Origin of the sequence: Pseudomonas sp. 10C3, assembly GCF_036346185.1 — a bacterium.
Taxonomy (GTDB): domain Bacteria; phylum Pseudomonadota; class Gammaproteobacteria; order Pseudomonadales; family Pseudomonadaceae; genus Aquipseudomonas.
In genome coordinates this window covers 1-24646 of sequence record NZ_JASJVE010000015.1, presented here as the reverse complement: position 1 = coordinate 24646, position 24646 = coordinate 1, and the positions used below count along the sequence as shown (strand labels likewise).

The 24646-nt window shown below is 55.8% G+C and carries 22 protein-coding genes; 12 read left to right on the top strand and 10 right to left on the bottom strand.

Features of this window, described 5'->3' with window-relative positions; genetic code table 11:
- Positions 1-34: 34 nt before the first annotated feature.
- Together ppk2 and QN399_RS15765 are read right to left on the bottom strand one after the other, a co-directional pair.
- Complete coding sequence (ppk2, locus tag QN399_RS15770; protein ID WP_322179268.1) at positions 35-853, bottom strand: polyphosphate kinase 2; 819 nt, start codon at positions 851-853, stop codon at positions 35-37.
- Between the two features lie 91 nt (positions 854-944).
- The gene (locus tag QN399_RS15765) at positions 945-2135 is read right to left on the bottom strand and encodes a cation:proton antiporter (protein ID WP_322179269.1); all 1191 of its coding nucleotides are present in this window, start codon (positions 2133-2135) and stop codon (positions 945-947) included.
- Positions 2136-2577: 442 nt separating this feature from the next.
- Between QN399_RS15765 and QN399_RS15760 the strand changes: the two genes are divergently transcribed.
- Both QN399_RS15760 and QN399_RS15755 read left to right on the top strand, forming a co-directional pair.
- Entirely contained in the window at positions 2578-4254 is a 1677-nt protein-coding gene (locus tag QN399_RS15760) for a SulP family inorganic anion transporter (protein WP_323565693.1), read from the top strand.
- 63 nt (positions 4255-4317) lie between these two features.
- The gene (locus tag QN399_RS15755; RefSeq protein WP_322216399.1) at positions 4318-4980 is read left to right on the top strand and encodes a VIT1/CCC1 transporter family protein; all 663 of its coding nucleotides are present in this window, start codon (positions 4318-4320) and stop codon (positions 4978-4980) included.
- Between the two features lie 79 nt (positions 4981-5059).
- Here QN399_RS15755 and QN399_RS15750 read toward each other — a convergent pair whose 3' ends face one another.
- Entirely contained in the window at positions 5060-5428 is a 369-nt protein-coding gene (locus QN399_RS15750) for a DUF5064 family protein (protein WP_322179271.1), read from the bottom strand.
- A gap of 272 nt (positions 5429-5700) precedes the next feature.
- Positions 5701-6789, bottom strand: coding sequence for an NADH:flavin oxidoreductase/NADH oxidase (locus tag QN399_RS15745; RefSeq protein ID WP_330201188.1), 1089 nt, complete (start codon positions 6787-6789; stop codon positions 5701-5703).
- 87 nt (positions 6790-6876) lie between these two features.
- Here QN399_RS15745 and QN399_RS15740 point away from each other — a divergent pair, with 87 nt between their 5' ends.
- Entirely contained in the window at positions 6877-7179 is a 303-nt protein-coding gene (locus QN399_RS15740; protein ID WP_322179273.1) for a helix-turn-helix domain-containing protein, read from the top strand.
- Between the two features lie 40 nt (positions 7180-7219).
- Here QN399_RS15740 and QN399_RS15735 read toward each other — a convergent pair whose 3' ends face one another.
- Entirely contained in the window at positions 7220-8110 is an 891-nt protein-coding gene (locus QN399_RS15735; RefSeq protein ID WP_322179274.1) for an ADP-polyphosphate phosphotransferase, read from the bottom strand.
- A 110-nt stretch (positions 8111-8220) separates the two neighbouring features.
- Positions 8221-9783, bottom strand: coding sequence for a glycosyltransferase family 39 protein (locus tag QN399_RS15730; RefSeq protein ID WP_330201187.1), 1563 nt, complete (start codon positions 9781-9783; stop codon positions 8221-8223).
- Between the two features lie 321 nt (positions 9784-10104).
- Here QN399_RS15730 and QN399_RS15725 point away from each other — a divergent pair, with 321 nt between their 5' ends.
- The 3 genes from QN399_RS15725 to QN399_RS15715 all read left to right on the top strand — a co-directional run bounded on the left by QN399_RS15725 (position 10105) and on the right by QN399_RS15715 (position 13642).
- Positions 10105-11226: a DUF2817 domain-containing protein gene (locus QN399_RS15725; protein ID WP_330201186.1), complete on the top strand. Its 1122-nt coding sequence runs from the start codon at positions 10105-10107 to the stop codon at positions 11224-11226.
- Positions 11227-11538: 312 nt separating this feature from the next.
- Positions 11539-12957 (top strand): cytochrome C, encoded by a 1419-nt coding sequence (locus tag QN399_RS15720; protein ID WP_330201185.1) that lies wholly within the window; start codon positions 11539-11541, stop codon positions 12955-12957.
- A 40-nt stretch (positions 12958-12997) separates the two neighbouring features.
- On the top strand, positions 12998-13642 hold the full coding sequence (locus tag QN399_RS15715) for a c-type cytochrome (protein ID WP_330201184.1): 645 nt from the start codon (positions 12998-13000) through the stop codon (positions 13640-13642).
- A 248-nt stretch (positions 13643-13890) separates the two neighbouring features.
- Here the strand turns inward: QN399_RS15715 and QN399_RS15710 are convergent, their stop codons facing one another.
- Positions 13891-14847 (bottom strand): LysR family transcriptional regulator, encoded by a 957-nt coding sequence (locus QN399_RS15710; RefSeq protein ID WP_322182685.1) that lies wholly within the window; start codon positions 14845-14847, stop codon positions 13891-13893.
- Positions 14848-15008: 161 nt separating this feature from the next.
- Between QN399_RS15710 and QN399_RS15705 the strand changes: the two genes are divergently transcribed.
- The 3 genes from QN399_RS15705 to QN399_RS15695 are packed head-to-tail and all read left to right on the top strand — an operon-like array spanning position 15009 to position 18620.
- The gene (locus QN399_RS15705; protein ID WP_330201183.1) at positions 15009-16334 is read left to right on the top strand and encodes an MFS transporter; all 1326 of its coding nucleotides are present in this window, start codon (positions 15009-15011) and stop codon (positions 16332-16334) included.
- 18 nt (positions 16335-16352) lie between these two features.
- A complete protein-coding gene (locus tag QN399_RS15700) occupies positions 16353-17582 on the top strand; it encodes a Zn-dependent hydrolase (protein WP_330201182.1) in 1230 nt (409 codons plus the stop codon).
- 12 nt (positions 17583-17594) lie between these two features.
- Entirely contained in the window at positions 17595-18620 is a 1026-nt protein-coding gene (locus QN399_RS15695; protein WP_322179281.1) for a histone deacetylase family protein, read from the top strand.
- A gap of 202 nt (positions 18621-18822) precedes the next feature.
- Here QN399_RS15695 and QN399_RS15690 read toward each other — a convergent pair whose 3' ends face one another.
- The 3 genes from QN399_RS15690 to glaH form a co-directional block, all read right to left on the bottom strand.
- Positions 18823-20199 (bottom strand): aspartate aminotransferase family protein, encoded by a 1377-nt coding sequence (locus QN399_RS15690; protein WP_330201181.1) that lies wholly within the window; start codon positions 20197-20199, stop codon positions 18823-18825.
- Between the two features lie 79 nt (positions 20200-20278).
- Positions 20279-21538, bottom strand: coding sequence for an L-2-hydroxyglutarate oxidase (gene lhgO, locus QN399_RS15685; RefSeq protein ID WP_322179283.1), 1260 nt, complete (start codon positions 21536-21538; stop codon positions 20279-20281).
- Between the two features lie 89 nt (positions 21539-21627).
- Entirely contained in the window at positions 21628-22605 is a 978-nt protein-coding gene (gene glaH, locus QN399_RS15680; RefSeq protein WP_322179284.1) for a glutarate dioxygenase GlaH, read from the bottom strand.
- 194 nt (positions 22606-22799) lie between these two features.
- Here glaH and csiR point away from each other — a divergent pair, with 194 nt between their 5' ends.
- From csiR to QN399_RS15665, 3 genes are all read left to right on the top strand, one after another.
- Positions 22800-23507 carry a DNA-binding transcriptional regulator CsiR gene (gene csiR / locus QN399_RS15675; protein ID WP_322179285.1) on the top strand — a complete coding sequence of 236 codons (708 nt, stop codon included), beginning with the start codon at positions 22800-22802 and terminating at the stop codon, positions 23505-23507.
- 496 nt (positions 23508-24003) lie between these two features.
- A complete protein-coding gene (locus QN399_RS15670) occupies positions 24004-24171 on the top strand; it encodes a hypothetical protein (RefSeq protein WP_330201180.1) in 168 nt (55 codons plus the stop codon).
- Positions 24168-24539 carry a hypothetical protein gene (locus QN399_RS15665; protein WP_330201179.1) on the top strand — a complete coding sequence of 124 codons (372 nt, stop codon included), beginning with the start codon at positions 24168-24170 and terminating at the stop codon, positions 24537-24539. The genes QN399_RS15670 and QN399_RS15665 overlap by 4 nt, the downstream gene beginning before the upstream one ends.
- Positions 24540-24646: the final 107 nt, after the last annotated feature.

The window sequence follows — 24646 nt, the reverse complement described above, 5'->3', positions numbered from 1 at the left end:
CTCAACTATGTGCTGATGGCGGGGCAACTCACGTTCAGAACAGCTCAGCGACATATTTGAACGGGTAATCGATCGTCTGGTAGTCGCCAATTTTGCGCTTGGGTAGTTTGACCTTTGGCTGCTTGACCTCCTTATAGGGGATTTGTGTCAGCACGTGAGTGAGCACGTTTAGACGAACACTTTTCTTGTCTTCCGAGCGGGCGACGAACCAGGGCGCCCATGGGGTGTCGGTGGCGACGAACATCTCGTCGCGTGCTCGTGTGTAGTCGTCCCAGCGGTTATAAGAGAGGACGTCCATGGGGGACAGTTTCCATACCTTGCGGCCATCTGTAATACGGTCTTTGAGGCGACGCTCCTGCTCTTGCGGACTGACTTCCAGCCAGTACTTGAGCAGGATGATTCCCGAGTGGATCAGTTGATTCTCGAACATGGGTGCCAGCTCTAAAAAATTAAGCACCTGGCTTTCATCGCAGAAACCCATGACCCGTTCGACACCCGCGCGGTTGTACCAGCTGCGGTCGAAGATCACCACTTCTCCGGCTGCGGGAAAGTGCGGCATGTAGCGCTGCAAGTACATCTGGCTTTTTTCCCGCTCGGTCGGCGCCGGCAATGCCACCACGCGAAAAATTCGCGGGCTGACACGCTCGGTCAGCGCCTTGATGGTGCCGCCCTTACCAGCACCGTCGCGACCTTCGAACACCACCACTACCTTGGCGCCGTTCGCCACCACCCATTGTTGCAACTTGACCAGCTCGATGTGCAGGGTCCTCAGTTGTGTTTCGTAGCCCTTGCGACTGAGCTTTTTTACCGGGTGTGTGTCTGGATCAAACAATGTCTGGTCATGTTTTTTCATCGGAGTTACCTAGCCTCCAGTTAGCTTGAAGAGGGCCTTGCCCCTCTCAGATCAGAAGGTATTGCTCGGAAAATGCTTTCCCGCAGTCGAATCAATGCTCACGGTGGACCAGCCGCGCAACCCACGGGTTGGCGCTCAACCCGTGCAGAAGAACACTGAGTAACACCGTGCAAATGGCGGTAGCGATCAGCGTATTACTCGCCAATAGAGGGTAGTCCATTATCATGACGGCAAAGACGATGGTCGCCAGGCCACGTGGGCCGAACCAGGCCATGAATAGGCGGGTTTCGATGTCGAAGCAGGCCCCCAGGAGGCTGATGAGCACGGGTAGCATGCGCACCACGGTCAAACTGAGCAGCGCGTAAAGCCAGATATCCAGGGTTAGGCTGCTCCAGGCTTTGGGGATGACCAATGCGCCAAACACGGCCCAAGTGATGACCGATAGCAGGCTGGCAAATTCTTCGCTGGCTTGAAGCAGCTGATGCTTTTGCTCCTTAAACAGGTAACCCGCGAGCAGCCCCCCGACGAAGGCGGCAATAAAGCCACTGCCGCCCAATGTTTGCGCAGTGGCAAAGCACAGAACGGCGAGGCCGGGGAGGGTAAGTTGTGACCACACGGGCATCTGCCACTGGTGCTTCCAGGAGAGCCGCTGCAACTGCCAGGCGACCATGGTCAGGGCGATCCCGGACAGCGCGCCAATGCCCAGTTCCTCGACAAGCAGCTTCGCCGCCAGAGAGAGAGGGGCCTGAGTCTGTTCTTCGACCAATAACGCCAGGAACATCAATAGCACCGGCACGCAGATCCCGTCATTCAAGCCGCTCTCTACGTTCAACCCTTCACGCACGGGAGCGGCAACCTTTGGGTTGCTCACAACCGCCTTGCCCAGCGCTGCGTCGGTAGGCGCCAACAGGGTTGCCAGAATGGCCAACTCTATCAGCGGCACCTGAGGGAATAGCCAGATACCCACCAGCCACCCACACAAGATGGTCAGGGGAAGGCCTATCAGCAGCAACCGTAACGGAAGCCCTTCATGGGCCCGCAGGACTTTGAGGTTAGCGTTGGCTGCATCACTGAACAGAACAATCGCCAGGGTCAACTCGGCCAAGGCTTTGAGGCCTTCCCGACCAATCCGGAGTTGCAGAATGTCTAGCACAGCAGGCCCGAGAATGAGACCTGCGAGCATAAACATCAGTGGACCATTGAGCAGGCTCGACTCGAACCGCCCAGCGAAAATGCTGTAGATCAAGAGGAAGGCCGTGAGCAGAGCGAGGTTCTGGTACATGGGGCCTGCCTGTCTGAAGGACGGTAGTTCCATTATGGTCGGCACCTGACTATCCGCAAATCGGTTGCAGAACTTCCTGCCGGTGCCGGTGACAGGCTCTCAAACAGGCTACATTTATAATTGCAAATATGTGGTGGCTGCGCGAACACGTGAAAGGGTGCTCGACTATCTGGGCTGACAGATAGCCACGGCATCGCTGCTGACGAAGTTGCAGGGGGCGGGGGAGTGAGTGTTTCGCGCTCCTCTTGCGGGTCGTAAATGCTCATACCGGTACCGGCAGGCGGTATGAGCACTTGTTGTAGGGCAAACAGCGAAACCAGCTGCGTACCATTGTGACTCCATGGAGATCAAACCACCGAATGTGGTGAGTCTTGGCCTGGAGTGTCTGATGAATCGACAAGACCTTGAACCGAACGACCCGCAACAAGACTCCAAGACCCAAATGGTCTCTCGGCATTCGAGGGGCAGTTTTCGTCAGTGGGTACCGGAGTGGATTCGCAACTACCGGCAGGGCTGGTTCAAAGGCGATGCCATTGCCGGCATGACGACGGCGGCGGTGGTCATACCAAAAGCACTGGCTTACGCCACTATTGCCGGACTCCCGGTACAAGTCGGGCTCTATACGGTGTTGGTGCCGATGGCGATTTATGCCTTACTCGGCTCTTCGCGCCCGCTCAGCGTGAGTACAACCACGACAATCGCCATCCTCGCAGGTTCTGCACTGGGTCAGATCAGCCCGACGGGCGACCCTGTTGTATTGATAGTGGGATCCGCCACGTTGGCAGTGCTGGTAGGCGCTTTCCTTGTCCTTGCGGGGGTATTGCGCCTTGGATTTGTAGCCAACTTCATCTCCGAGCCCGTGCTGGTTGGATTCAAGGCCGGCATTGGCATCGTCATCGTGCTTGACCAAGCGCCCAAGTTGTTAGGCATCCACATTGAAAAGGGCAACTTCCTCCATAACCTGATCGCCACGTTTTGGGGTATACCGCACGCTTCGCTGCCCACCGTTGCGGTGGGTATCTTGATGGTGCTGATCCTGGTCGCGATGAAGCGTTTCACCCCAAGCGCGCCCGCGCCACTGGTCGCGGTGGCCATCGGGATTGCAGGGGTGAGCCTGCTTGGCCTGGACCGCTTCGGCATTTCGTTAGTCGGCAATGTTCCAACCGGATTACCTGCCTTGACGTTGCCAGGATGGGAGTGGGTGACTCCTCTCTGGCCAGCAGCCATAGGGATCGCGCTGATGAGCTTTACCGAGACCATCGCTGCCGGACGTGCCTTCGCCCGAAGTGACGAGCCCACGCCTCAGCCCAATCGGGAACTAATCGCGACGGGCATAGCGAACATAGGCGGAGCCTTCCTGGGGGGCATGACGGCGGGAGGAGGAACCACGCAGACCGCGGTAAACCGGCTGGCGGGGGCTCATACGCAACTGGCAGGGCTGATTACAGCGGCGCTGGCACTGGGAACGTGCCTGCTGCTGGCGCCTTTCATTAGCCTGATGCCGAATGCCACGCTGGCGGCCGTGGTGATTGTCTATTCGGTGGGCCTTATCGAAGCCTCAGAGTTTCGCGACATTCTGGCGGTGCGCCGAACAGAGTTTATCTGGGCGCTCGCCGCCATGTTGGGGGTCATGCTGCTAGGAACATTGAAGGGCATTGTCGTTGCGATCATCGTGTCGCTCGTCGCCTTGGCCTATCAGGTTTCAGACCCCCCAGTTTATGCCTTGGTCCGAAAACCAGGCACCAACGTTTTCCGCCCGAAATCCGATGAGCATCCCGAGGATGAAAGCTTCGCCGGATTGCTGCTGGTGCGCTCAGAAGGCCGGATTTTCTTCGTGAATGCCCAGCGGGTTGGCCATAAGTTGCTGGCGTTGATTGCTGAGTCCAAACCGCGGGTCATTGCTCTCGACCTTAGCGGCGTGTTCGATTTGGAATACACCGCCCTGAAAATGCTGACCGAGGCCGAAAACCGAATGCGTGAACAGGGTGTAATGCTGTGGCTGGTGGGCATGAACCCAGGCGTGTTTGCCATGGTAAGAAATTCGCCGCTGGGGCGCTCGCTGGGCCCCACGCGAATGTTCTTCAATCTGGAGCAGGCTGTTGCGCATTTTCAGGTATAGCCGGCGTTAACAGGGATTCGAAGGTTTCGAACATCGTTAACGCCTGGCCCGGAGGTGAGCCTCATGCACGACATCAAAGAAGAGAAGCGGGCGCGCGTGCTCGATCCGATCGATCGTGTCTCGGAGGTGATCTTCGGCCTGCTGATGGCGATGACTTTTATCGGCTCGCTTAGCGTGGCAACGGCTGGCCAGGAGACGGTGCGCACGATGATGGTCACGGCACTCGGTTGCAATCTTGCCTGGGGCCTCGCGGATGCCGTCATGTACCTCGTACGCACGGTCACCGATCGCACGCGCAATCGGACGCTTTTCTTACGCCTGTGCAAAGAAACGAATGCAGCATCAGGGCAGGCACTCATTGCTGGAGCACTGCCTCCTCGTATCGCGGCGGCGGCGGGCAACGAGGGCCTTGAAATGATTCGTCGTCGGATGCTCGAGTTTTCGGACGCACCCATACCTCCACGTCTTCGCCTGGACGACTTCAAGGGTGCATTCGGCATTTTCCTTCTGGTGACCCTGGCAACATTTCCTGTGGTAGTGCCGTTCATGCTGCTTCATCAAGTGGCGGTTGCGATACGCGTGTCCAACATGGTCGCACTCGGGATGCTGTTTCTAGCCGGCTGGGCTCTTGCGCGATACGCGGGCGGAAGCCGCTGGCGCGGAGGTACGGTAATGGCGATCACCGGTACATTACTGATGTTGGCGATCATGGCGCTGGGAGGGTGATTCCATCAGCGCCAGTACGGAGGGCGTATAGCCGGACTGATCTTGGACTCACACATAAACTGCTCGGCCAGGACGACTCTTAAAGCCCGTCTTTCGCCAGGTTATCCAAGTTAATCGGTTCGCCGGGTTTGATGCCCAGTTTGTCGCGAATATCTTCGAACATCGCATCGTATTCGGCGTGGCTGCGCATGATAGGACTTTCGTTAGGGGGCAGACCGTGCTTGACCGCGACCTTGGCCAGCAGACTGGCAAAGTTGGAGGCGGTATCGCGGTGCATGTCGAACTCATCAACGAACTCTCGGCCCGACACCTGTCCGACCATTTTGAAGTGCATCAACGTGCCTTCCTTTGGGTCATGACGAACCTCGTAGAAAACGTCGATGTTGAATTTTGGTATGCCTGGCATTCCAGGAATACTGGCGCGATTGAGATGGCCTGGCGTGAACATACGATGACCCTGTTTAGTCTGACACTGTGAGTCCTGCTCATGCCCGCTGAATCAGACGACATGTTTCATGTGGGCTACACGGGAGGAGCTTACCGTGGATATAGACCTGCTGCTCCAGCACGTACACATCTCTGGATGTTCTCAAGCAAGACTAGCGGGCGCTGGACAGACTGCAAGGCGAGTAACGGAATCCAGCGGTAGCCCGTGACGACATGGGCACGGGCTGTATCGAAGGTTTAGTGGGCGCTTCTGCCCGCTAGCCAACGAATCTGTCAGTAGCGTTCCAGCCAGTGGGCATAAGGTGCCGGGAGCGTCCAGGACGCACGGTCAATGCCCAGTTCACGGGCGGCAAAATAGGTCCAGTGTGGGTTGGCCAGATGTGCGCGACCGACCATCACCAGGTCCAGTTGACCGTCCTTGAGCACTTTCTCTGCAATCGCCGGGGTGCCGAAGCCCCAAGCCGAAGAGACCGGAATGTCGGCTTCGCGACGCACGCGCTCGGCAATCGGGCCCATGAACGACGGCGCCCAGGGAATGTTGGTTTCAGGAATGGTGAAACCAATGCTGACGCTAAGCATATCCAGGCCGGCGGCTTTGAAGCGTCGGGTCAGCTCGATGGACTCCACCAGGGTTTGCTCGTCCCGACCGTCGTATTCGAGCACGCCGAAACGCGCGGTCAACGGCAGGTTTTCCGGCCAGACTTCGCGCACGGCTGCCAGTGTTTCCAGAAGGAAACGGCTACGGTTGTCAAAACTGCCACCGTAGGCGTCTTGACGATGATTTGAATGCTCGGAAAAGAAAGTCTGCGCCAGATAACCGTGAGCGAAGTGAAGTTCCAGCCATTCGAAGCCGGCTTCACGAGCGCGACGGGCGGCAGCGACAAAATCGTCACGCACACGAGCAATATCGTCCAGGGTCATGGCCTTGGGCCTTTTCGGCAGGTTGGCGCCGAACGCGATGGCGGACGGCGCGATGGTCTGCCAGCCACGGGTATCATCGTCAGCAATATGATCATCGCCTTCCCATGGACGGTTGGCGCTGGCTTTGCGCCCGGCGTGGGCGATCTGGATGCCCGGCACCGAGCCTGCGGCCTTGATGGCCTGAACCACCGGTACAAACGCCTGTGCCAGCTCGTCGCTCCAGATCCCCGTGCAGCCTGGAGTAATGCGTCCTTCGGGAGCAACAGCGGTTGCTTCTACAATCACCAAACCGGCGCCGCCGCGCGCGATAGAGGCCAAGTGAACTTGATGCCATTCGTTGATCAAACCATCAATTGCCGAGTACTGGCACATGGGCGGGACCGCAATCCGGTTGCGCAGCGTGACATCCTTGAGTTTGAACGGTTGGAACAGCGCAGACATGGTCATACCTCTTAGCGAAGGAATATTCCGTAGTTCGATAGTATTCGAACAATAGCTCATGGGTAAACCCCTGTGTATGATTCACCCATGCGCGCATTCAAACATCCACCTGCCAGCGACTTTGTCCTCGAACGAGTGCTCTATGCCTTGAGCGATCCGGTTCGCCTGGAAATCGTCCGTCATCTTGGCCGTGTCGCCGAAGCGAGTTGCGGCGAGCTGGATGGCGGCAGGCCAAAGTCGAGCATGTCTCATCATTTTCGGGTGCTGCGCGATGCCGGTCTTGTTCACACTCAGAACGTCGGTACCCTGCACATGAACTCATTGCGCAGTGCTGACTTGAACAGTCGGTTTCCCGGGCTGATGACGGCAATCCTGACTCAACAGGATTGAGTTCATCCAGCCCCAAGAGGCAGTGAACGCACCGAGGATCTCACTTCGCGAGCCGCTGACGGATTGCCTGCAATTCCTTCTGACGGTTAGCATCCGTATTGGGGTAAGTCATATTGAGCCCCACGAGGGTATCGAGAATAATTTGCGAGACAAATAGCCTGGCGTTTTTCTTGTCATCCGCAGGAACGACATACCAAGGGGCATTGGTTGTGCTCGTGGCACTGATGCATTTTTCATAGGCACTCATGTAATCCTTCCAGAATTCCCGCTCCTCAATATCAGCGAGGCTGAATTTCCAGTTTTTTTCCGGCTCATCGATGCGTTCAAGGAAGCGTTTACGCTGTTCTTCTTTCGATAGATGGAGAAAAAACTTGATGATGCGAGTTCCGTTACTGAAAAGGTGCCGCTCCAACTCTGTGATCGAGCGATACCGGTCGTGCCAAATCGTCGTTTCATCGAGATTGGTTTCCGAAAGGCCTTCGCTGCTGAGGATTTCTGGATGTACACGCGTTATCAGCACCTCTTCATAGTAGGATCGGTTGAAAATGCCGATCCGCCCGCGCTCTGGCAGATCGCGGGTGGTGCGCCAAAGGAAGTCATGTTGCAACTCAGCCGCGCTGGGATGTTTGAAACTGAATACCTGACAGCCTTGCGGGTTGACACCTGACATCACGTGTTTGATGGCACCATCTTTTCCTGCGGTATCCATCGCCTGAAAGATCAGTAGCACGGCATAGCGATTAGACGCATAGAGCAGCTGTTGCAACGCACTCAATTGCGCAACGTGCTGACCCAAAAGTTGGCGATATTGCTCCGTCGTTTTATACACAGGCTTCACGTTCGTAGGCCATTTTCGAAGGCTGACCAATTCACCTTCCCGTACGTGAAAGTCTTTTGAATGTATTTTCATCTTGATCTTCCAGGGGGACATCGCTCCTCATAGCGTGTAGTGCCCCCTCTGTGGCCATCTTGACCATTATCAAGTTATGGCAAGACAAAACCGTCGCCGTCGATGATCATCTGTTAGTCATGACAGCACTCTCAATGCGGAGGAATGGAGTACAGGCGTACTTCAGTGTCTCCGACTTTCAACTCTGTCACCTTCGTCCAGTCGCTAGGTATGGAAGAAAAATCATCCGGTGGCTCGCTGTTGCTGATCAACCACACACGTGCCGAGTCGCCGGGTAACGCTTCAAGACTGTCCAGGTAAATTTTATCGGAATCCTGATCGACCAGCGTACCGAACCCGTAGCTGTTTGGTCGCCCCGAAGTACCATTGGCTAGTTTCGGTGTGTAGAGCAGTGGCTCAGACCCCGTCTTGTTGTAGTAGACATAACTGAAATACCAGAATAAATCGCTGACAACGATGCGGTCATTGGCAGCATAGTGCTCATTTACATAGCTAACCAGCTTGTCGAACTGTTCATCATCCACTTGGTAGTCGTTACTCAACCCGACCAGTTCTACCCCCAAGATACCCATGAGCATAGCGATTGCCACGTAACGGAAATGACGCTCAATTTGATCGATGGCGATTGCCAGAATCATGGGTAAACCCAGGGCAGAGAACATCAGATAACGCTCGACCAACAGTGGTGTTATCCACGAGATCAGAAACACAACCACCAAAGGTAGAAAGGTATAGGTCACCAATAAAACATGAAATTTATAGGGGCCTCGATCACGCAGGGCAACAGCACCGGCGACCAACGCCACCGCGAGTGGAAGTGAAAAATAGAGGGGCCATTTCAGGCTTAAACCGTCCGTAAGGATCAAATACTGCCAGATAGTTGAGGGCAGAGAATAACGTGTAACCGGCAGTATCCAGCCGACGTCGCCACCCACCTTGAGTTGTTCAAGGTGCTGCAACTGGTCAATCAGGCCAGGAATCCAGGGGGCATATAGCAAGGCAATGAGACCGTTGGCGATCCACCATGCAGGGCGAGTGATGAGGCGGGGCTTTTCACCGCGCATAAAAAACAGGTAGGCCCAGTGTGAAAGTACACAAAGGCCCGTGAAGTAATGGGTGTAAAAACTGGCTGCCATTAACAGAGAATAAATGACGAGGTATCGATGACGGTCTGGATTTTTCACCCAATAGACGAGTGCTATGGTTGCGCCCATCAGCCAGAACCCCATGAGGGAGTACATCCGGACTTCCTGGCTATAACGCACTGCAATGGGCAGTAAGGCTAATAAAACGCCGGCCAGGATCGCCGCTCGCCGTGTTGCGATCAATTGAACCAGCCAGACACCAAGGGCTACCGTCAGAATGCCCGGTACGACGCTCATGGACCTGACCGAGAAGATACCGTTCCCGAATACCTCTATCCATAGGTGCAGGAGGAAGTAATAAAGAGGTGGATGTACATCGTGAGCGCTGTGAAACCAGATCAGCGCTGGTGAGTACTGGCTCATGAGCAAACTGGAGCCTTCATCGCACCAGATGGCTGATGCGGTTGAACCATAGACGCGCACCAGCGCCGCCAGTATCAGAATAGGTAACAACCAAAGCTCGCGAGCCCAGAAGGCAGTGCGTTCAATTTTCTGTGCAGCGCCAGGGTCGAGAACCCTGTCTATAAAATGATTTTTTTGAAATTTCATACTTTCTCCCGCGCCATGCAACCCCTGGCACGAAGCAATTTTCGATTGTTGGCGATCGTACGTGGATGCCGACCATTTCAGGAAAGTTCCCGACTATCTGAGTGATGGGAGGAGGGTAAGCACTAACCTTGATCTCGAACTTTTTTTTGATTCAGGATATCGACGTGGCTGACAGCCATATCGCTCGTATAAGCTTTGCGCGTAATGTATCCAATCACGTCATGTTTTTACATCGGTGTCTCGTTAAAGAAGACGGCCACCACCACTACGCATCGGGCGACTCGTGAAAGTCCGGTACTTGTTGATTGACATGAGGCAACCATGAGCACAGGTTTTCCATCGGCCCCCAGTTTCGTCAGCCAACGTGAACAGTTTCTGGCTGCGGCCAAGGCGGCGGGTGCAAGCCTGACCGAATACCGCCATCCATTGACCGGGCCCTCCGGCGAACCGCTGAGTACCGACGTTGCCGTGCTTGGAGATCCACATGCGAAACGGCTGCTGATTGCGCTCTGCGGCACGCACGGTATTGAAGGTTTCTATGGCTCGGACTGCCAGATCAAATGGCTGCAAGCGCTCACCGATAGAACCTTGCCCGACGATGTGGCAGTAGTGATGATCCACTTGATCAATCCCTGGGGCACGGCCTGGATGCGCCGTGTCAACGAAGACAATATCGACCTCAACCGCAACTATCTGAATTTCACACAAGCGCTGCCGGATAATCAACGGTACGAGGCGCTGCATGAGATCTATACCTGCACCCAACTGCAGGGGCCGAAGCGGGAGAGGGCCGACGCCCTGCTCAACGAGCGAATTAGTGAAGAGGGCTGGTCAGCGGTAATGTCGATTGTCGAGGCCGGTCAGTACGTACATCACGACGGTCTTTTCTATGGTGGCAAGGCACCTGCCTGGTCGAACAAAACCCTGCGCAAGATCATACAAGAGCACCTCACTCACGCCCAAGTGGCCATGTGCTTTGACCTGCATACCGGCGCTGGAGACTACGGCCATCCCATGCTGATGACGATTGCTCAGTCTTCCTACCCGGCGCTGCACGATGCCCAGGCGGTATACGGCCCATGGCTGTATACCCTGCTCACTGGAGCTGAAAGCAAAAGTGATACAGGGGTGGCAGCCACAGCAACCGGTTACACCTCGCAGGCCATGATTGATGCATTGCCGCAGGTGCACTTAATGCCGTTCGTTATCGAATGTGGCACTTATCCGGGAGAGCAGGTCCACACTGTTTTGCGTAACGATCAGTGGTTGCACCTGCACGGAGACCTCACTGATCAGGTCGCCAGGAAAATCAAGCTGGAGTTGCTCGAGCAGTTCTACCCCGCTGACAGTGACTGGCAAGAGGTTGTCTGGCTACGCACCCGACAAATCTGGGAACGGGCATTGGCGGCACTGCCACGGATACAAGCTCCAACTCATCAGTAACCGCTCGGCCTGTCGCGGCCGCAACGGCCCACCCCTGGGGCTGCGAAATAAGATAAATGCCTTATGGGGAAACGACAGCGAGGACGTTTGGCCTCACTGCATTGAGTTTCGTCAATAAAAGGCGCAACGCCACAAGAGAAAGTGTCTGGATCAAGCGTCCGGAGGCTGCTGAATATGATTTCAGCGATGGGTGTGCTTCGCGTTGCAGACTTAAACGGCGCAATTTCCGACGGAGCTTGTAAATGGACAGCATCTGGCTAGGCTTCAGCCAGGGTTATGTCACTTGACAGTCTCTTTCCAGAGGGAATTGAAATGTATCTGAAGGACGGCGAAGCAGGCGGGAAGAAGGCGGTGGCATGGTCGTTTTTTTTCGGGTCACCGTTTTTTTTCAGACACCTTAGACGACCGGGAACACTGTTAGGGGCACTATTGTTGTTGGTGCTCTGTCAGTCGGCCCAGGCCCTGCCTTCCTTTGCACGCCAAACAGGGCAAAGCTGCGTTGCCTGCCATGCGGGAGGGCAATTTCCTGAACTGACACCTTATGGGCGCTTGTTCAAGCTGACGGGTTACACCAACGGCGTACAAACCAACCCCTTGGCCGCCATGATCGTCGGCGACTTCACTTCAACGCGCAACAACAGCGACGGTGCGGGCAGCTCGATTTCCGCCAAAGACAAACAATTCATCATTGATTACGGAAGTGTGTTCCTGGGCGGAAAGATCACTGACGTCATTGGCGGCTTTGCCCAATTCACTTACAGCTCATATGACCATCAGGATGCCTCGGGTAATTGGGTAAGTCACCTAGGCTCGGACAACTTTGACCTGCGTTATGCGGACCGCCAAGTGGACGCCTCACGTGATGTCATCTGGGGTGTCACATTGAATAACAACCCCACAGTTCAGGATGTCTGGAACAGCACGCCTGCCTGGGGCTATCCGTATGTCAGTTCAGCCTTGGGCGCCTTTGGCGGGGTCCCGGCCTCGACGCTGATTGAAGGGGGGGTGGCTCAACAGGTGGCGGGTATCGGTGCCTATGTTTATTTGAACAAGTCGTTGTATCTGGAGCTGACCTCCTACCAGACAGCCAAAAATACGTGGGCCTTTCTAAGTTTGGGTAACAAGAAGGGCGACACCTACCATCCGTTGACGTACATGGATGGCTCAAGCCCTTATGCGAGGCTGGCCTATACCTACGAGTGGGGGCCCCAAAACGTGATGGTGGGCGCCTTTGCAATGAATGCCAAAATTCTTCCCATGGATGACTCCAATAATCCGATCTACGGCCAGGGCAGCACCGAATACCGGGATGTAGGCTTTGATGCCCAGTACCAGTACCTCCTTGATCCCCACGCTTTTACTGCACAGATACGGTATGTAAAGGAAGAAATAAGAGATGACACCCAGACGCTCTACGATGGACCGGCTTCCCTTCGATCATTCAAGTTGAAGGGCAGTTATGTGTACCGTGCCAAATATGGTGCGAGCCTGTCTTATAGCAATGTCAATGGCAGTTCGGATGCGACGGCGTACCCGAACAGTGCCAATTTTTCACCCGATACACAGATGTGGACGCCAGAGGTTTTCTGGTTACCGATGCAGAACCTGAGGGTCGGACTTCAATATAACTATTTCACCCGTTATTTGGGCGCAACGAATAACTATGATGGCAATGGTCGTGATGCCAGCGAAAACAACACCACTTATCTTTATATGTGGTACGCACTTTGATCTGTTGGGCGCAGGGGCGTAGACCATGGAGGCAACGGGCATGAAGGGTACTTTCAAACGACCACTTTCTTTTCTTGCCCTCTGCGTGGTTACGCTCACGGGCTGCACAGGTACGAACGGGGAGACAGCGCAACAAACGTCGCCCATGTCCGGCATCGCCATGGCGGACAAGGTGTGCTCCATGTGCCATGGGCTGACGGGGGAATCCATCTCGCCGATGTTTCCCAAGTTGGCCGGTCAGCAAAAGGAGTACCTGAAGTTGCAGCTGACTGACTTCAAGGGCCATGCACGCAGCGATGAAACCGGGACTCAGTACATGTGGGGATTTACCCATTTGACAGAGACTCAGATCAGCGAACTGGCAGACTATTTTTCAAGTCAGAGTCCTATGAAGGCTGATGCTGATACGGCTGATGCACGCGGCGAATTAATCTTTCGCAAGGGCTTGCCTGAGTCTGGCGTCGCTCAGTGCAGTTCCTGCCACGGTGCTGACGGGCAGGGCAATGGTCAGTTTCCGCGCCTGGCGGGTCAACACGCCTACTATATGATTCGCCAGATCAAGGTTTTCCAACAGACCGACCAGCGCCCCCGTGGTGCCCTGATGAAGCAGGTCACGCACTCACTGTCTGATGCAGATGCTGAATCTGTCGCTCATTACATTGCAACACTCGGGGCAAAAAAATAACGGCCTTTGCGGCACCTGTGATGATGTGCCGGGGCTGGTTACTCTGGGCGGTATTGCACTCTGGTTGAGGCGCCGCTGGTTCGATAATTCAAACAACGATGCAGTTGCTCAGGACAACGAACCACAAGCCACGCAGTGGGGCAAAGTTTCTCGACAAGCCATGACAGATATAAAGCCTGCCCACTCAACGGCTCAGCATGCTGAGTCGTTGAGTGGGCAGGCTTGTAAATCACCTCTAAGGTTTTTAATCAATCGACTGCCAGTCGTGCCGTCAGACTGTCGATAAAAATCATCTCGGCGCGACTCATTTTCTGGTCTCGATTCCATAACAGGTGGATATCTACATCTGCGATGCCGTCGTGAGGCGGCAAACGCCACAGCAGACCGTTCTTCTCATCGTCAGCGACAACATGGACCGGCAGGCAGCCAAGGCCGAAGCCGGCGATCACAAGACGTCGCACTTCTTCCAGGCTTGGCGATGATGCAACGATGCGTCCGCTGAAACCTTGCTGGTCGCGAAAGATGGTCAGCGGCGAAAGCATCCCGCCAATCTGGTCGCTCGTGAAACTGACAAAATTTTCCGATTGCAGGTCGCCTTCTGCCAAACCTGCACGGCCAAACAGGGCGTGGTGTCGACCACAAAAAAACGCATAGCGCTGGCGCAGGAACAAATGTTGTTCGAGGCGAGGCTGCGGCCGGCGATTGAGACTCAAGCCCAGAGTTGCGGTTTTCTCCAGCAGCGCGCTGACGATGTCGGAGCTGCGCATGACTTCTATGTCTAGATCTACCCTCGGGTGCTGTCGATGGAATGCGGCCAAGAAGTCATCGAAACGTTCCGAGAAAATCCGGCTGATCATCAGCAGCCGCACCTTGCCTATTACCTCGTCACCCGGCTTTTGCAGGGCATTGCTCATCTGCGAGACCTGGCCGTACATCTCACCTGCAATGGCGAAGATCTCTTCACCGGCTTCGGTGAGAACAAAGCGTGGACCGCGTCGGGCGATGAGCTGGCAATCAAGTTGTTCCTCCAGCCGTTTGAGCGCCTGGCTGATGGCAGGCTGGGTCAAATGCAGACGGGCTGCGGCGCGGCTGATGCTCAGCTCCTGACCAATGACTCGAAAGGTGCGCAGCAGGTTCCAGTCCAGACGATCGTTGAGCAGTGGATGCACATTCCGGCGGAGCTTGGGGTTATCGGTATCTGGCATGACGGCGCTCAATAATAAACAGAATTTATAATTGAAATAATAAATAGAAAATTGACTAATCATAGCCCCAAGACGATAAATCACTTCAATCAAGCGCCATAAGAGCGCATGTGCGACACGCTTTCTCCTGCCAAAAAAACAAACCAAAAGGAGCCTGACCCATGAAGCCTTCCGCTTCGCCACAGCCGCGCCGTGCTGCGGCAGCCGCATTCATCGGCACCATGATTGAGTGGTACGACTTTTACATTTACGCCACCGCGGCAGCTCTGGTATTCGGCCAACTGTTCTTTCCTTCCGAAGACAAGCTTTTCAGTACCATGGCCGCGTTCGGCACCTTCGCCGTGGGTTTCTTCGCCCGTCCACTGGGTGGGGTGGTCTTCGGTCATATCGGTGATCGCATCGGTCGCAAGAAGTCTCTGATCATCACCTTGGTCATGATGGGCGTGGTGACGGTGTGCATCGGTCTGCTGCCGACTTATACGCAGGTTGGCGTTGCAGCACCGGTCCTGCTTATCCTGCTGCGTGTGGTCCAGGGCATCGCAGTCGGAGGTGAGTGGGGCGGCGCAGTGTTGATGGCTGGCGAGCATGCGCCCAAAGGTCGTCGCAATTTTTTCGCGTCGTTCGCTCAGCTAGGCAGCCCAGCGGGCCTGATTCTGTCGCTGCTGGCGTTCGGCGCGGTCACCCGGTTGTCTGAGGAAGACTTGATGAGCTGGGGCTGGCGCTTGCCGTTCCTCGCCAGCGCACTGCTGCTCGTGGTGGGGTTGGTGATACGTCTCGGTGTCAGTGAGTCTCCTGAATTCCTCGAGGATAGAGCGCGCGCAGACAGGGCTCGTGCCGTCTCTAACCGCAAGGAGCAGGCGCCGGTTCTAGAGGTGCTTAAAACCTCTTGGAGACCACTGTTACTGTGCATTGGCGCTAACACGCTGGGCATTGCAGGCGTGTACTTCACCAATACCTTCATGATTGCCTATACCACCCAACAGCTCAACTTGCCGCGTTCGTTGATTCTCGAATGCCTGTTCGTGGTAGCGATCATCCAGTTCTGCATTCAGCCTTTAGCCGCGTGGGTGGCCGAGAAGGTGGGCGCGACCCGTTTCCTGTGTGCCATGTGCCTGTTGGCGATGGCTTCGCCGTATCCGATGTTCATGTTGGTGAGCAGCGGCCAGGCGCCGCTGATCATCTTCGGTATTGCCCTGGCGGTAGTATGCATGGCTTCGTTCTACGCAGTGATCGCTGGTTACGTCAGTGGTCTGTTCGAAACTCGAGTGCGTTACACGGCTATCTCCATGGCCTATCAAGTGTGTGGCGCTCTGGCTGGCGGGTTGACGCCATTGATAGGCACCTGGCTTGCCCATGAGTACCTCGGCCAGTGGTGGCCTATGGCAGTGTTCTACAGTTCGATCGCAGGCGTATCTCTGTTCTGCGTGCTGGCACTTTCCCGCCGTCATGCCCATGCACATCGCCTTGAAATGGCTCATAGCGCCTGACACCGTTGGAGAATCTGTATGTTGAAAATCAATGGCGAGCGCCTATGGGCCAGCCTTATGGCCATGGCCGAAATTGGCGCAACGGCGCGGGGCGGGAGTTGCCGTCTGGCCCTGAGTGGCGAAGACAAGGTCGGTCGTGAACTATTCAGCGGTTGGTGCCTGGATGCAGGGCTGACCCTGAGTATTGACGGTATTGGCAACCTGTTTGCCCGACGTGCCGGTACTGACCCGCAGGCAGCTCCGGTAATGATGGGTAGCCATCTGGATACTCAGCCCGAAGGTGGGCGCTTCGATGGTGTCTATGGCGTGTTGGCTGGGTTGGAAGTGGTGCGGCGCCTGGATGATTTAGGGATTAAGACCCGAAAACCGCTTGAAATCGCGGTCTGGACCAATGAAGAGGGCGCACGGTTTACTCCCGCCATGCTCGGTTCTGCGGTGTTCACCGGAACGCTGGCGCTGGAAAAAGCGCTGAGCGTCGAGGACAACGACGGTGTGACGGTAGCGCAGGCGCTCAAGCGTACTGGCTATGACGGTGAGCGTGCGCTAGGCGGGGCGGTGGACGCGTATTTTGAAGCTCACATCGAGCAGGGGCCAATCCTTGAAGACAACGCAAAAAGTATTGGCGTTGTGAGCGGCGGCCAGGCCATACGCTGGCTAGACGTATGCGTTGAGGGCATGGCGGCTCATGCGGGCACCACGCCGATGCCATTGCGCAAGGATGCCTTGTACGGCGCGGCGCAGATGATTCAGGCGCTGGAAGCGTTGGCCGGTGATTTCGCGCCCGAGGGGCTGACCACGGTCGGCCAGTTGAACATTGCAAAGTCGTCGCGCAATACCATCCCCGGGATGGTGAACTTCACGGTCGACCTTCGTCATCATCGCGATGCCGCCATTGAGGTGATGGAGCAACAGGTCCGTTCGCGCCTGCAAGACATTGCCGCCAAGCGCGGCTTGTCTCTTAGTGTCAATCCGCACTGGATCAGCCCAGCCACGCCATTCGATGCCGATTGCGTGGCCGCCGTGCAACAAGCCGTGGACGCTTTGGGCTATGCCCAGCAGCCTATCGTCAGTGGTGCCGGCCATGATGCCATTCACCTTGCGCGGTTCTGCCCGACGGCAATGATCTTTATTCCTTGCGTCGGCGGTTTGAGTCACAACGAAGCAGAAGATGTGTTGCCCGAAGATGTGCGTCGGGGTACTGACGTATTGCTCAACGCAGTACTGACCCGTGCTGGTCAGGTTGAATAAGGAAAGAGTCCGATGCGTAGTTTTTTTCACCCCGAACAACTTCTCCATTATCCGCGCAGCTATTACTCCCGTGGTCAGATGCGTACGCCTCAGGAAGTACCTGAGCGTGCTTGCAATCTGCTAAAAGCGGCACAGGCGCTGGGTTTCGATATTCAACAGCCGCAAGATTACGGCCTTGATCCATTATTGGCCGTCCACGGAGGCCATTACCTGGCTTTCTTGCAAGAGGCTCATCAACGCTGGAAAGAAGTGCCGGAAGATTGGGGCGAAGAGGTGATGTCTAATATCTTCGTTCGCGAACCCAATGCGTTGCGGGGGATTCTCGCCCAGGCTGCGCGTTACCTGGCCGATGGGAGTTGCCCGATCGGTGAGTTAACCTGGCGTTCGGCGTACTGGTCAGCGCAAAGCGCGGTAGCTGCGGCGAAGACCTTGCTCGAAGGTGCACCTGCCGCCTATGCGCTATGCCGCCCGCCGGGACATCACGCCCGAGCTGAGGCCGCCGGCGGTTTTTGTTATCTGAACAACGCGGCGATTGCTGCCCAGGCGTTGCGTGACGGTTTCCAGCGTGTGGCTGTGATGGATACCGACATGCATCACGGTCAGGGCATACAGGAAATCTTCTATGATCGTGACGACGTTTTGTATGTGTCGATTCATGGCGACCCGACCAATTTCTATCCCGGCGTAGCAGGCTTTTCAGATGAGCGTGGGGTTGCGGCTGGTGAGGGTTACAACCTCAATCTTCCGATGGCCCATGGGGCCAGCGAAGCGGATTTCTTCGGTAAGTTGGAGCTGGCACTGGCCGCGGTAAAAGCGTTTTCCGCCGACGCACTGGTGTTGTCATTGGGTTTCGACATTTATGAGCTGGACCCACAAAGCAAAGTGGCGGTCACTCGTGAAGGCTTTGCCCGTTTAGGCGAGTGCGTGCGTGACCTCGGTGTGCCATGCGTGATTGTGCAGGAAGGCGGTTATCACTTAGAAACACTGGAGAGCAACGCTAGAGCGTTTTTCGATAGCCCTGAGGCATGGCTGGGCTAGTTCCGAGAGCTGCAGATTTCACGTAGCAACGTAAAAAAAGCATTTCCAACTCGCAGTGAGTGGTGAGAGCCAAGCCCTGCGAAAGTCAGGAACGGCAACGACTGAGTAGTCGGTGCTATTGCCCGGTCCGCAAAGCCGCTTACTTACTATAAGCGAGCGGCTTTTTTACATGCGAAGAACTCCCTCAGGGATCGCTGGCGACCTAGCGGCTAGCGTTGAACCAGCGTTGGGTATCCTCAAGCGAGCGGGCAAAACGCTCGAGGATCAAACGGATCTCGGATTCGCTGGAAATCAGCGGAGGGCAGAAGGCAATAGCATCGCCCATATTGCGAGTTATCATGCCGTGTTCCTGAGCGCGACCGGCCAGGTAGCGACCGAGCTTGCCTGTTACCTCGAATGGGGCTTTGCTTGCACGGTCGGCGACCAGCTCCACAGCGGCGATCAGACCTTGCCCACGCACTTCGCCCACCAACGGGTGATCGGCTAATTGGTTCAGCCCGTCCTGGAGGATCTTGCCCATGGCGGCGGCATGCTGCACCAGATTGTCTTCTTCAATGATCTTGATGTTTTCCAGTGCTACGGCGGCAGCGACCGGATGGCCTCCGGCGGTAAAACCGTGGCCCAGGGTGCCCAGGGCATGGCTCTGGTCTGCGATGCCTTGATACAACTCGTCATTGATCAGAATCGCCGAGATCGGCTGATAGGACGAGGAAAGCTGCTTTGACAGCACCACAACGTCCGGGCGAATACCGAAGGTCTCGCTGCCGAACATGTTGCCGGTACGGCCGAAGCCACAAATCACTTCGTCCGCAACAACCAGTACGTCGTACTTGCGGCAGACCGCCTGAATTTTATCCCAGTAGGTGCGCGGCGGAACAATCACTCCCCCCGCGCCCATCAGCGGTTCGCCGTAAAAAGCGGCGATAGTTTCCGGCCCTTCGCGAAGAATCAGATTTTCCAGCTCTGCGGCGAGGCGATCGGCGAACTGCTCCTGGCTCTCGCCGGCCAGCGCATGGCGATAGTGATGCGGGTTGCCTACATGGTAGAACCCTGGCAGCGGCACATCGAAGCCGCGCTGGTTGGCTGGCAGACCAGTAAGGCTGGCGCTGACGATGGTGATGCCGTGGTAACCATTGATGCGACTGATGAATTTCTTTTTGGCCGGTTTGCCCAAGGCGTTATTGCGATACCAGATCATTTTGACCACGGTGTCGTTGGCTTCAGAGCCTGAGTTGGTAAAAAACACCTTGCTCATCGGCACCGGCGCCAGCTCGATCAGTTTGTCTGCCAGTTCGATGCTGGGGGCGTGCGCCTTGTGGCCGAACAGGTGGTAGAAGGGCAGCTTGCGTAGTTGACTCTCTGCGGCCTTGATCAAGCGTTCGTTACTGAAACCCAGGGCTGCGCTCCACAGGCCGGACATGGCCTCAATGTAGGGTTTTCCCTGGTCGTCATAGACATAGATGCCCTCGCCACGCTCGATGATGAGCGGGCCGACTTCCTCGTGCACACGAGCATCGGTGTAGGGGTGAAGTTGGTGTTGTACGTCTTTTTCGGCAAGTGACAATTTATTATTGTTCATTGATTAGCACTCATGGGTACAGGAAAAAGTTTCGATGACACGATGGTGTCTCGGCGGCGCCCATCTTTGGCACCCAGCCTCAGGTTGCAGTGGATGCAGCCCGAACGGAGTTGTACGGTTTGACGAAACTGACGCCGGTGCTTGCTAACTGCTCGCGGACCTTGTCGACAATGTACGCACCGATCGGGATGGCCGACGTCGCTGCGGGCGATGGGGCGTTGCAAACGCTAACGCTACGGGCGGTGTTGATGAACAGGAAGTCGTCGATCAGCTTTCCGTCCAGCGAGACAGCCTGGGCGCGCACACCGGCCGGGTAGGCGGTGAGGTCGCTCTTGGCTATGGTTGGGCAATACTTCTGAACCTCTTTCAGGTAACCACCCTTGAACAGCGAGTTTTTCATCTCGATCAGGCCGGGGCGCAGGTTCTTCATCAGCACTTTGAGAATGCCCGGAGTGGTCAGGGTTTCGAACATATCGGACAGCGAGATATCGGTTTTGCGATAGCCTTCACGCTTCATCGCCAACACGGCGTTGGGGCCGACAGTGACGGTGCCGTCGATCATGCGGGTCAGGTGCACGCCGAGGAATGGCATGGACGGATCCGGGATCGGGTAGATCAAGTGGTTGACGATCTGGTTGTGTTGCTTGGGCAGCAAGTAGTACTCGCCACGGAACGGGCAGATGATGAAGTTCGGCTTGATCCCCAGCATGCGCACGACGCGGTCGGCCATCAGGCCCGAGCAGGTGATCAGGAAACGCCCGTGGTGCTCCTGATCGCCGGTGCGCACCACCACTTCATCGGGACGCTCGTCGATGGCAACCACTTCGCTGTTGTAGCGGATTTCGCCACCGGCGGCTTCGAATTCACGGCCCATGGCCACGGTGACTTGTGCGTAGTTCACGATGCCGCTGGACGGCACGAAGATACCGCCCAGACCGACGATGTTCGGCTCGCGCTCACTCAGTTCGGAGGCCGATAACCACTCACGCTTGAGGCCATTGGCTTCGGTACGGTCCCACAACGCGCTCATACGCTGCATTTCTAGCTCGTTGGTGGCCACCAGCAGCTTGCCGCACTCGTCGTAACGGATACTGTGCTTGTCGCAGAAGGCCTTGGTCGCCTTGTTACCTTCCAGGCAGAAACGTGCCTTCAGGCTGCCGGGTGTGTAGTAAACACCGGCATGGATCACGCCACTGTTATGGCCAGTCTGGTGCTTGGCCGGGCCGGACTCTTTTTCCAGCAGGAGGATCTTTGCATCCGGGTAAACCTGGGTCAGTTGCATGGCCGTGGACATGCCCACAATGCCGCCACCGATGATAATGAAGTCGTACGCAGCCATTAGCTTGCACCCACCTGAATTACGTTTTGATTTGAGGCATGACGAGGACCACACGTGGTGGCCCTCGTCATTTCAGCTGTTGGCAAACCTTACTGGCCGCGCTGGTACATGGTTTTTTGGTAGCTGATGTAGCCACGCTGGCGCATCAGCTCACGACGCAGGCCCGGGTGGGCGGTGAAGCGGTCACGGCCGTGCAGCCAGAACATGTTGTTGACCAAGACGAAGCTACCGACCGGCACCGGTACCGATACCTTCTTCTGGCTGCCTTCCAGGGACTCGCTCATGGCGGTCAGCCAGATGCCTTCCTCGAAGTCCTTGGGCTGCACGAACTGGTCGATGTAACGCATGGTCGGGCGGCCTTCAGCGTCGTTGTCGAACACCGCATGGAACACGTCTTCACGCACGTTCTTGCTCGGTGGCGCGGTGAAGCGCATTTCACGGCGGGCCAGCGGGTGCGTGCAGTAGTGGCTCAGGTCTTCCCAGTCGTCCAGGTGCAGCAGCAGGGTATTGCCGCCTTCCATGTTCTGCTCGTCGATCTTCATCATAAGCACGTAGTCGGTGCGCTCTTGGACAAATGTGCCGTCGTTATGCAACTCCATCACACGGTGTGGCTGGCGCAGATAGCTGTCGGAATTGTCGGTGTTGACCACTGCGAAGCGCGCGTAGAACTGGCCGCTCATGGCATCAAAGTTGGAGCGACCAATCAGATGCGCCACTGCCGAAGAGAACTTGACCATGTCATCGGCCTGGGTCACGTCGCACAGGCCTTCAGGGGTGATCAGCATGCCGCCGGTGGCGCGGTCCAGGATGGTGTTGATCAGAACCGGGCGCAGAGTACCTTCGCACAGATCGTCAAGGATCTGACCGACACGAAAGCGCAGGAACGACTTGTACTCCAGTGCCTGTACCGGCCACTCGGCAACAGCACTAACGAACGCGTCGACGGTTTCCTTGGCGAAGGTCAGCTCAAGAAGGCGAGGTGACTGCTTGGAAGGGGCGAGGGTGAAGCCCTTGCTTTCCGACGGCAGCGGCATCACAAGGTCCTGAATCTGAGTAAAGGCGTTCATGGCGGCTCCTGGCAAAGTGGGGTGAAAATCGCTTTCCCGTGTTGATCTGGGTCAAGCAGGAATGAAAATATCGCCATTAACATAAAATGTCTACGTTTTTAAAAAGAAGAGACAAAATACTTCATTGTCTAATATTTTTCGGTCAGTAGATGTTTAGGTATGATGGAGACTTTGACGAGTTGAGGAGCAGTACCTTGGATAGCCTCACCCCCAGGCAGAACTCTGTATTCAGCGGGTATGAGCGGCTTAAGCGGGACATCATCCGTGGAGTCTTCAAGCCTGGAGAGAAGCTCCTTATGAGCGGGCTGAAGGAACGTTATGACCTTGGTGTAGGCCCACTGCGAGAAGCTTTGTCACAACTGGTGGCTGAACACCTAGTGGTGGTAATCAGCCAGAAAGGTTACCGCGTAGCGCCCATGTCGCTGCAGGAAATGCAGGACATCTATGATGCCCGCGCCAACCTGGAAGCCATGATTGTCGGCCTGGCCATCGAACGCGGCGACGACGCCTGGGAGGCTCAGATACTCGCGCAGTCCCATACGCTATCTAAGGTAATGGACGTGAAAACCCGCGAGCAGGTGCTCGACGTCTGGGATGAGCGGCACAAGACTTTCCACAGTGCCATTGCGGCTGGCTGCGGCTCCAAGCATTTACTCCAGGCGCGTACCTACCTGTTTGACCAAGCCGAGCGCTACCGCCACCTGTGGCTGACACAAACGGTTTTTTCTGACGAAGCCCTGAAGCTCAAGCGCGAGGAACATGCCGCGCTGGTCGAAGCCATCCTCGCCCGCGATACCGTTCGTGCAACAGCAATGATGCGCAACCACCTGATGACTCCAGTGCCAATCATCGTCGAGGTTATGCAGCGCGGCGGTCTGGGCAAGGCTGCCGCTGCTCTTTGAGCTTGGCGCTCAGCGAGTCGGGCAGCATTTGGCGGTGGCGGGTTCTAAACACGAGGACCCTTTGGCAGCACTTGATTTGGACTACCAAGGCTAGAGCACTACATTAAATGCGAAAGGAACGCTCAAACAATGTAGGAACCTTTTCAGCTCATGCGCATGCTGAGTGCAGCATATTTCATTAGAGGAGGGCGCTCACAATTGAGCGCGTGGACAACCGTGGGGTGATAGTTTTATGCCGTCTGAATAATAGCTCATCTAAATGGTAATTTAGTTTAGTTATAATTATTGGTTATCAAAGGAGGAGGGTAGCTCATTAGATAAACTAGGGGTAGTTCATCCTTGATCGCTATCTTCCAAGCATGTGCGGTATCTTTCAAGGCCGCATGGATGCACGTGTAATTGGTAACAAGCCACGTAAATCAAGGGCTCCAGCATTCCGAAGCTCTTGGCTTTGGTGTCTAAGAACTGAACGAAAACGAGTGAGAGGACTGTTGTAATGGCAAATTTATCGCCTTGGATGGTTGAAAGCGCCGATCGCTATTTGCAGGCTGCGAAGCACCTTAGACGTGGCCATGACATGCTGGACATTGCGCAGATCAATGGCCAGGTCAATGAAACCTACGAACTGGACCCGGGCGCAATAAAGCTGCCCATGAGCATTTGAAAGCCACAGACAGAATTCCGGCTTATCGGAAAGACAGAGCGCCTAATAAGCACGATCTGCTTACGCTGTTTCATGCAATACCTGAACCGATCAGGCAACGTATTCGGCTTGATCGCCATGAGCATTGGATCGAGAAGGATCGTGAAGTTTTCACTAATGCGCGTTATCGATATGAAGCCGGTGCTCCTGGAGGTTACGACGACATTCTGATCGGAGTCTTGGACGAACTGATTGAAGACGTTGTGCACTGGTATCGCGAGCTGGGCTGCAAAGATGTGTTCATCGTGTTTTATGGAATGCCGCTGCTTAAGTTGCTGCCTGATCCCGATAGGAGCCGGAGACCCTATGAGCCAGAGCTTCAAATCTGACCGCCAGAGCCCTCCAGCCCCGCATAGGACGGTTCGCATAATATTCAAGACGTTATGGTACTTGCGGCCAACGGCCAGAATCTGACACCGGGAAAATCGCTTGCGCC

Coding starts and splice junctions, on each gene's coding strand:
- ppk2 (WP_322179268.1), bottom strand. CDS start 853: ATGAAAAAACATGACCAGACATTGTTTGATCCAGACACACACCCGGTA.
- QN399_RS15765 (WP_322179269.1), bottom strand. CDS start 2,135: ATGTACCAGAACCTCGCTCTGCTCACGGCCTTCCTCTTGATCTACAGC.
- QN399_RS15760 (WP_323565693.1), top strand. CDS start 2,578: ATGGTCTCTCGGCATTCGAGGGGCAGTTTTCGTCAGTGGGTACCGGAG.
- QN399_RS15755 (WP_322216399.1), top strand. CDS start 4,318: ATGCACGACATCAAAGAAGAGAAGCGGGCGCGCGTGCTCGATCCGATC.
- QN399_RS15750 (WP_322179271.1), bottom strand. CDS start 5,428: ATGTTCACGCCAGGCCATCTCAATCGCGCCAGTATTCCTGGAATGCCA.
- QN399_RS15745 (WP_330201188.1), bottom strand. CDS start 6,789: ATGTCTGCGCTGTTCCAACCGTTCAAACTCAAGGATGTCACGCTGCGC.
- QN399_RS15740 (WP_322179273.1), top strand. CDS start 6,877: ATGCGCGCATTCAAACATCCACCTGCCAGCGACTTTGTCCTCGAACGA.
- QN399_RS15735 (WP_322179274.1), bottom strand. CDS start 8,110: ATGTCCCCCTGGAAGATCAAGATGAAAATACATTCAAAAGACTTTCAC.
- QN399_RS15730 (WP_330201187.1), bottom strand. CDS start 9,783: ATGAAATTTCAAAAAAATCATTTTATAGACAGGGTTCTCGACCCTGGC.
- QN399_RS15725 (WP_330201186.1), top strand. CDS start 10,105: ATGAGCACAGGTTTTCCATCGGCCCCCAGTTTCGTCAGCCAACGTGAA.
- QN399_RS15720 (WP_330201185.1), top strand. CDS start 11,539: ATGTATCTGAAGGACGGCGAAGCAGGCGGGAAGAAGGCGGTGGCATGG.
- QN399_RS15715 (WP_330201184.1), top strand. CDS start 12,998: ATGAAGGGTACTTTCAAACGACCACTTTCTTTTCTTGCCCTCTGCGTG.
- QN399_RS15710 (WP_322182685.1), bottom strand. CDS start 14,847: ATGCCAGATACCGATAACCCCAAGCTCCGCCGGAATGTGCATCCACTG.
- QN399_RS15705 (WP_330201183.1), top strand. CDS start 15,009: ATGAAGCCTTCCGCTTCGCCACAGCCGCGCCGTGCTGCGGCAGCCGCA.
- QN399_RS15700 (WP_330201182.1), top strand. CDS start 16,353: ATGTTGAAAATCAATGGCGAGCGCCTATGGGCCAGCCTTATGGCCATG.
- QN399_RS15695 (WP_322179281.1), top strand. CDS start 17,595: ATGCGTAGTTTTTTTCACCCCGAACAACTTCTCCATTATCCGCGCAGC.
- QN399_RS15690 (WP_330201181.1), bottom strand. CDS start 20,199: ATGAACAATAATAAATTGTCACTTGCCGAAAAAGACGTACAACACCAA.
- lhgO (WP_322179283.1), bottom strand. CDS start 21,538: ATGGCTGCGTACGACTTCATTATCATCGGTGGCGGCATTGTGGGCATG.
- glaH (WP_322179284.1), bottom strand. CDS start 22,605: ATGAACGCCTTTACTCAGATTCAGGACCTTGTGATGCCGCTGCCGTCG.
- QN399_RS15670 (WP_330201180.1), top strand. CDS start 24,004: ATGGCAAATTTATCGCCTTGGATGGTTGAAAGCGCCGATCGCTATTTG.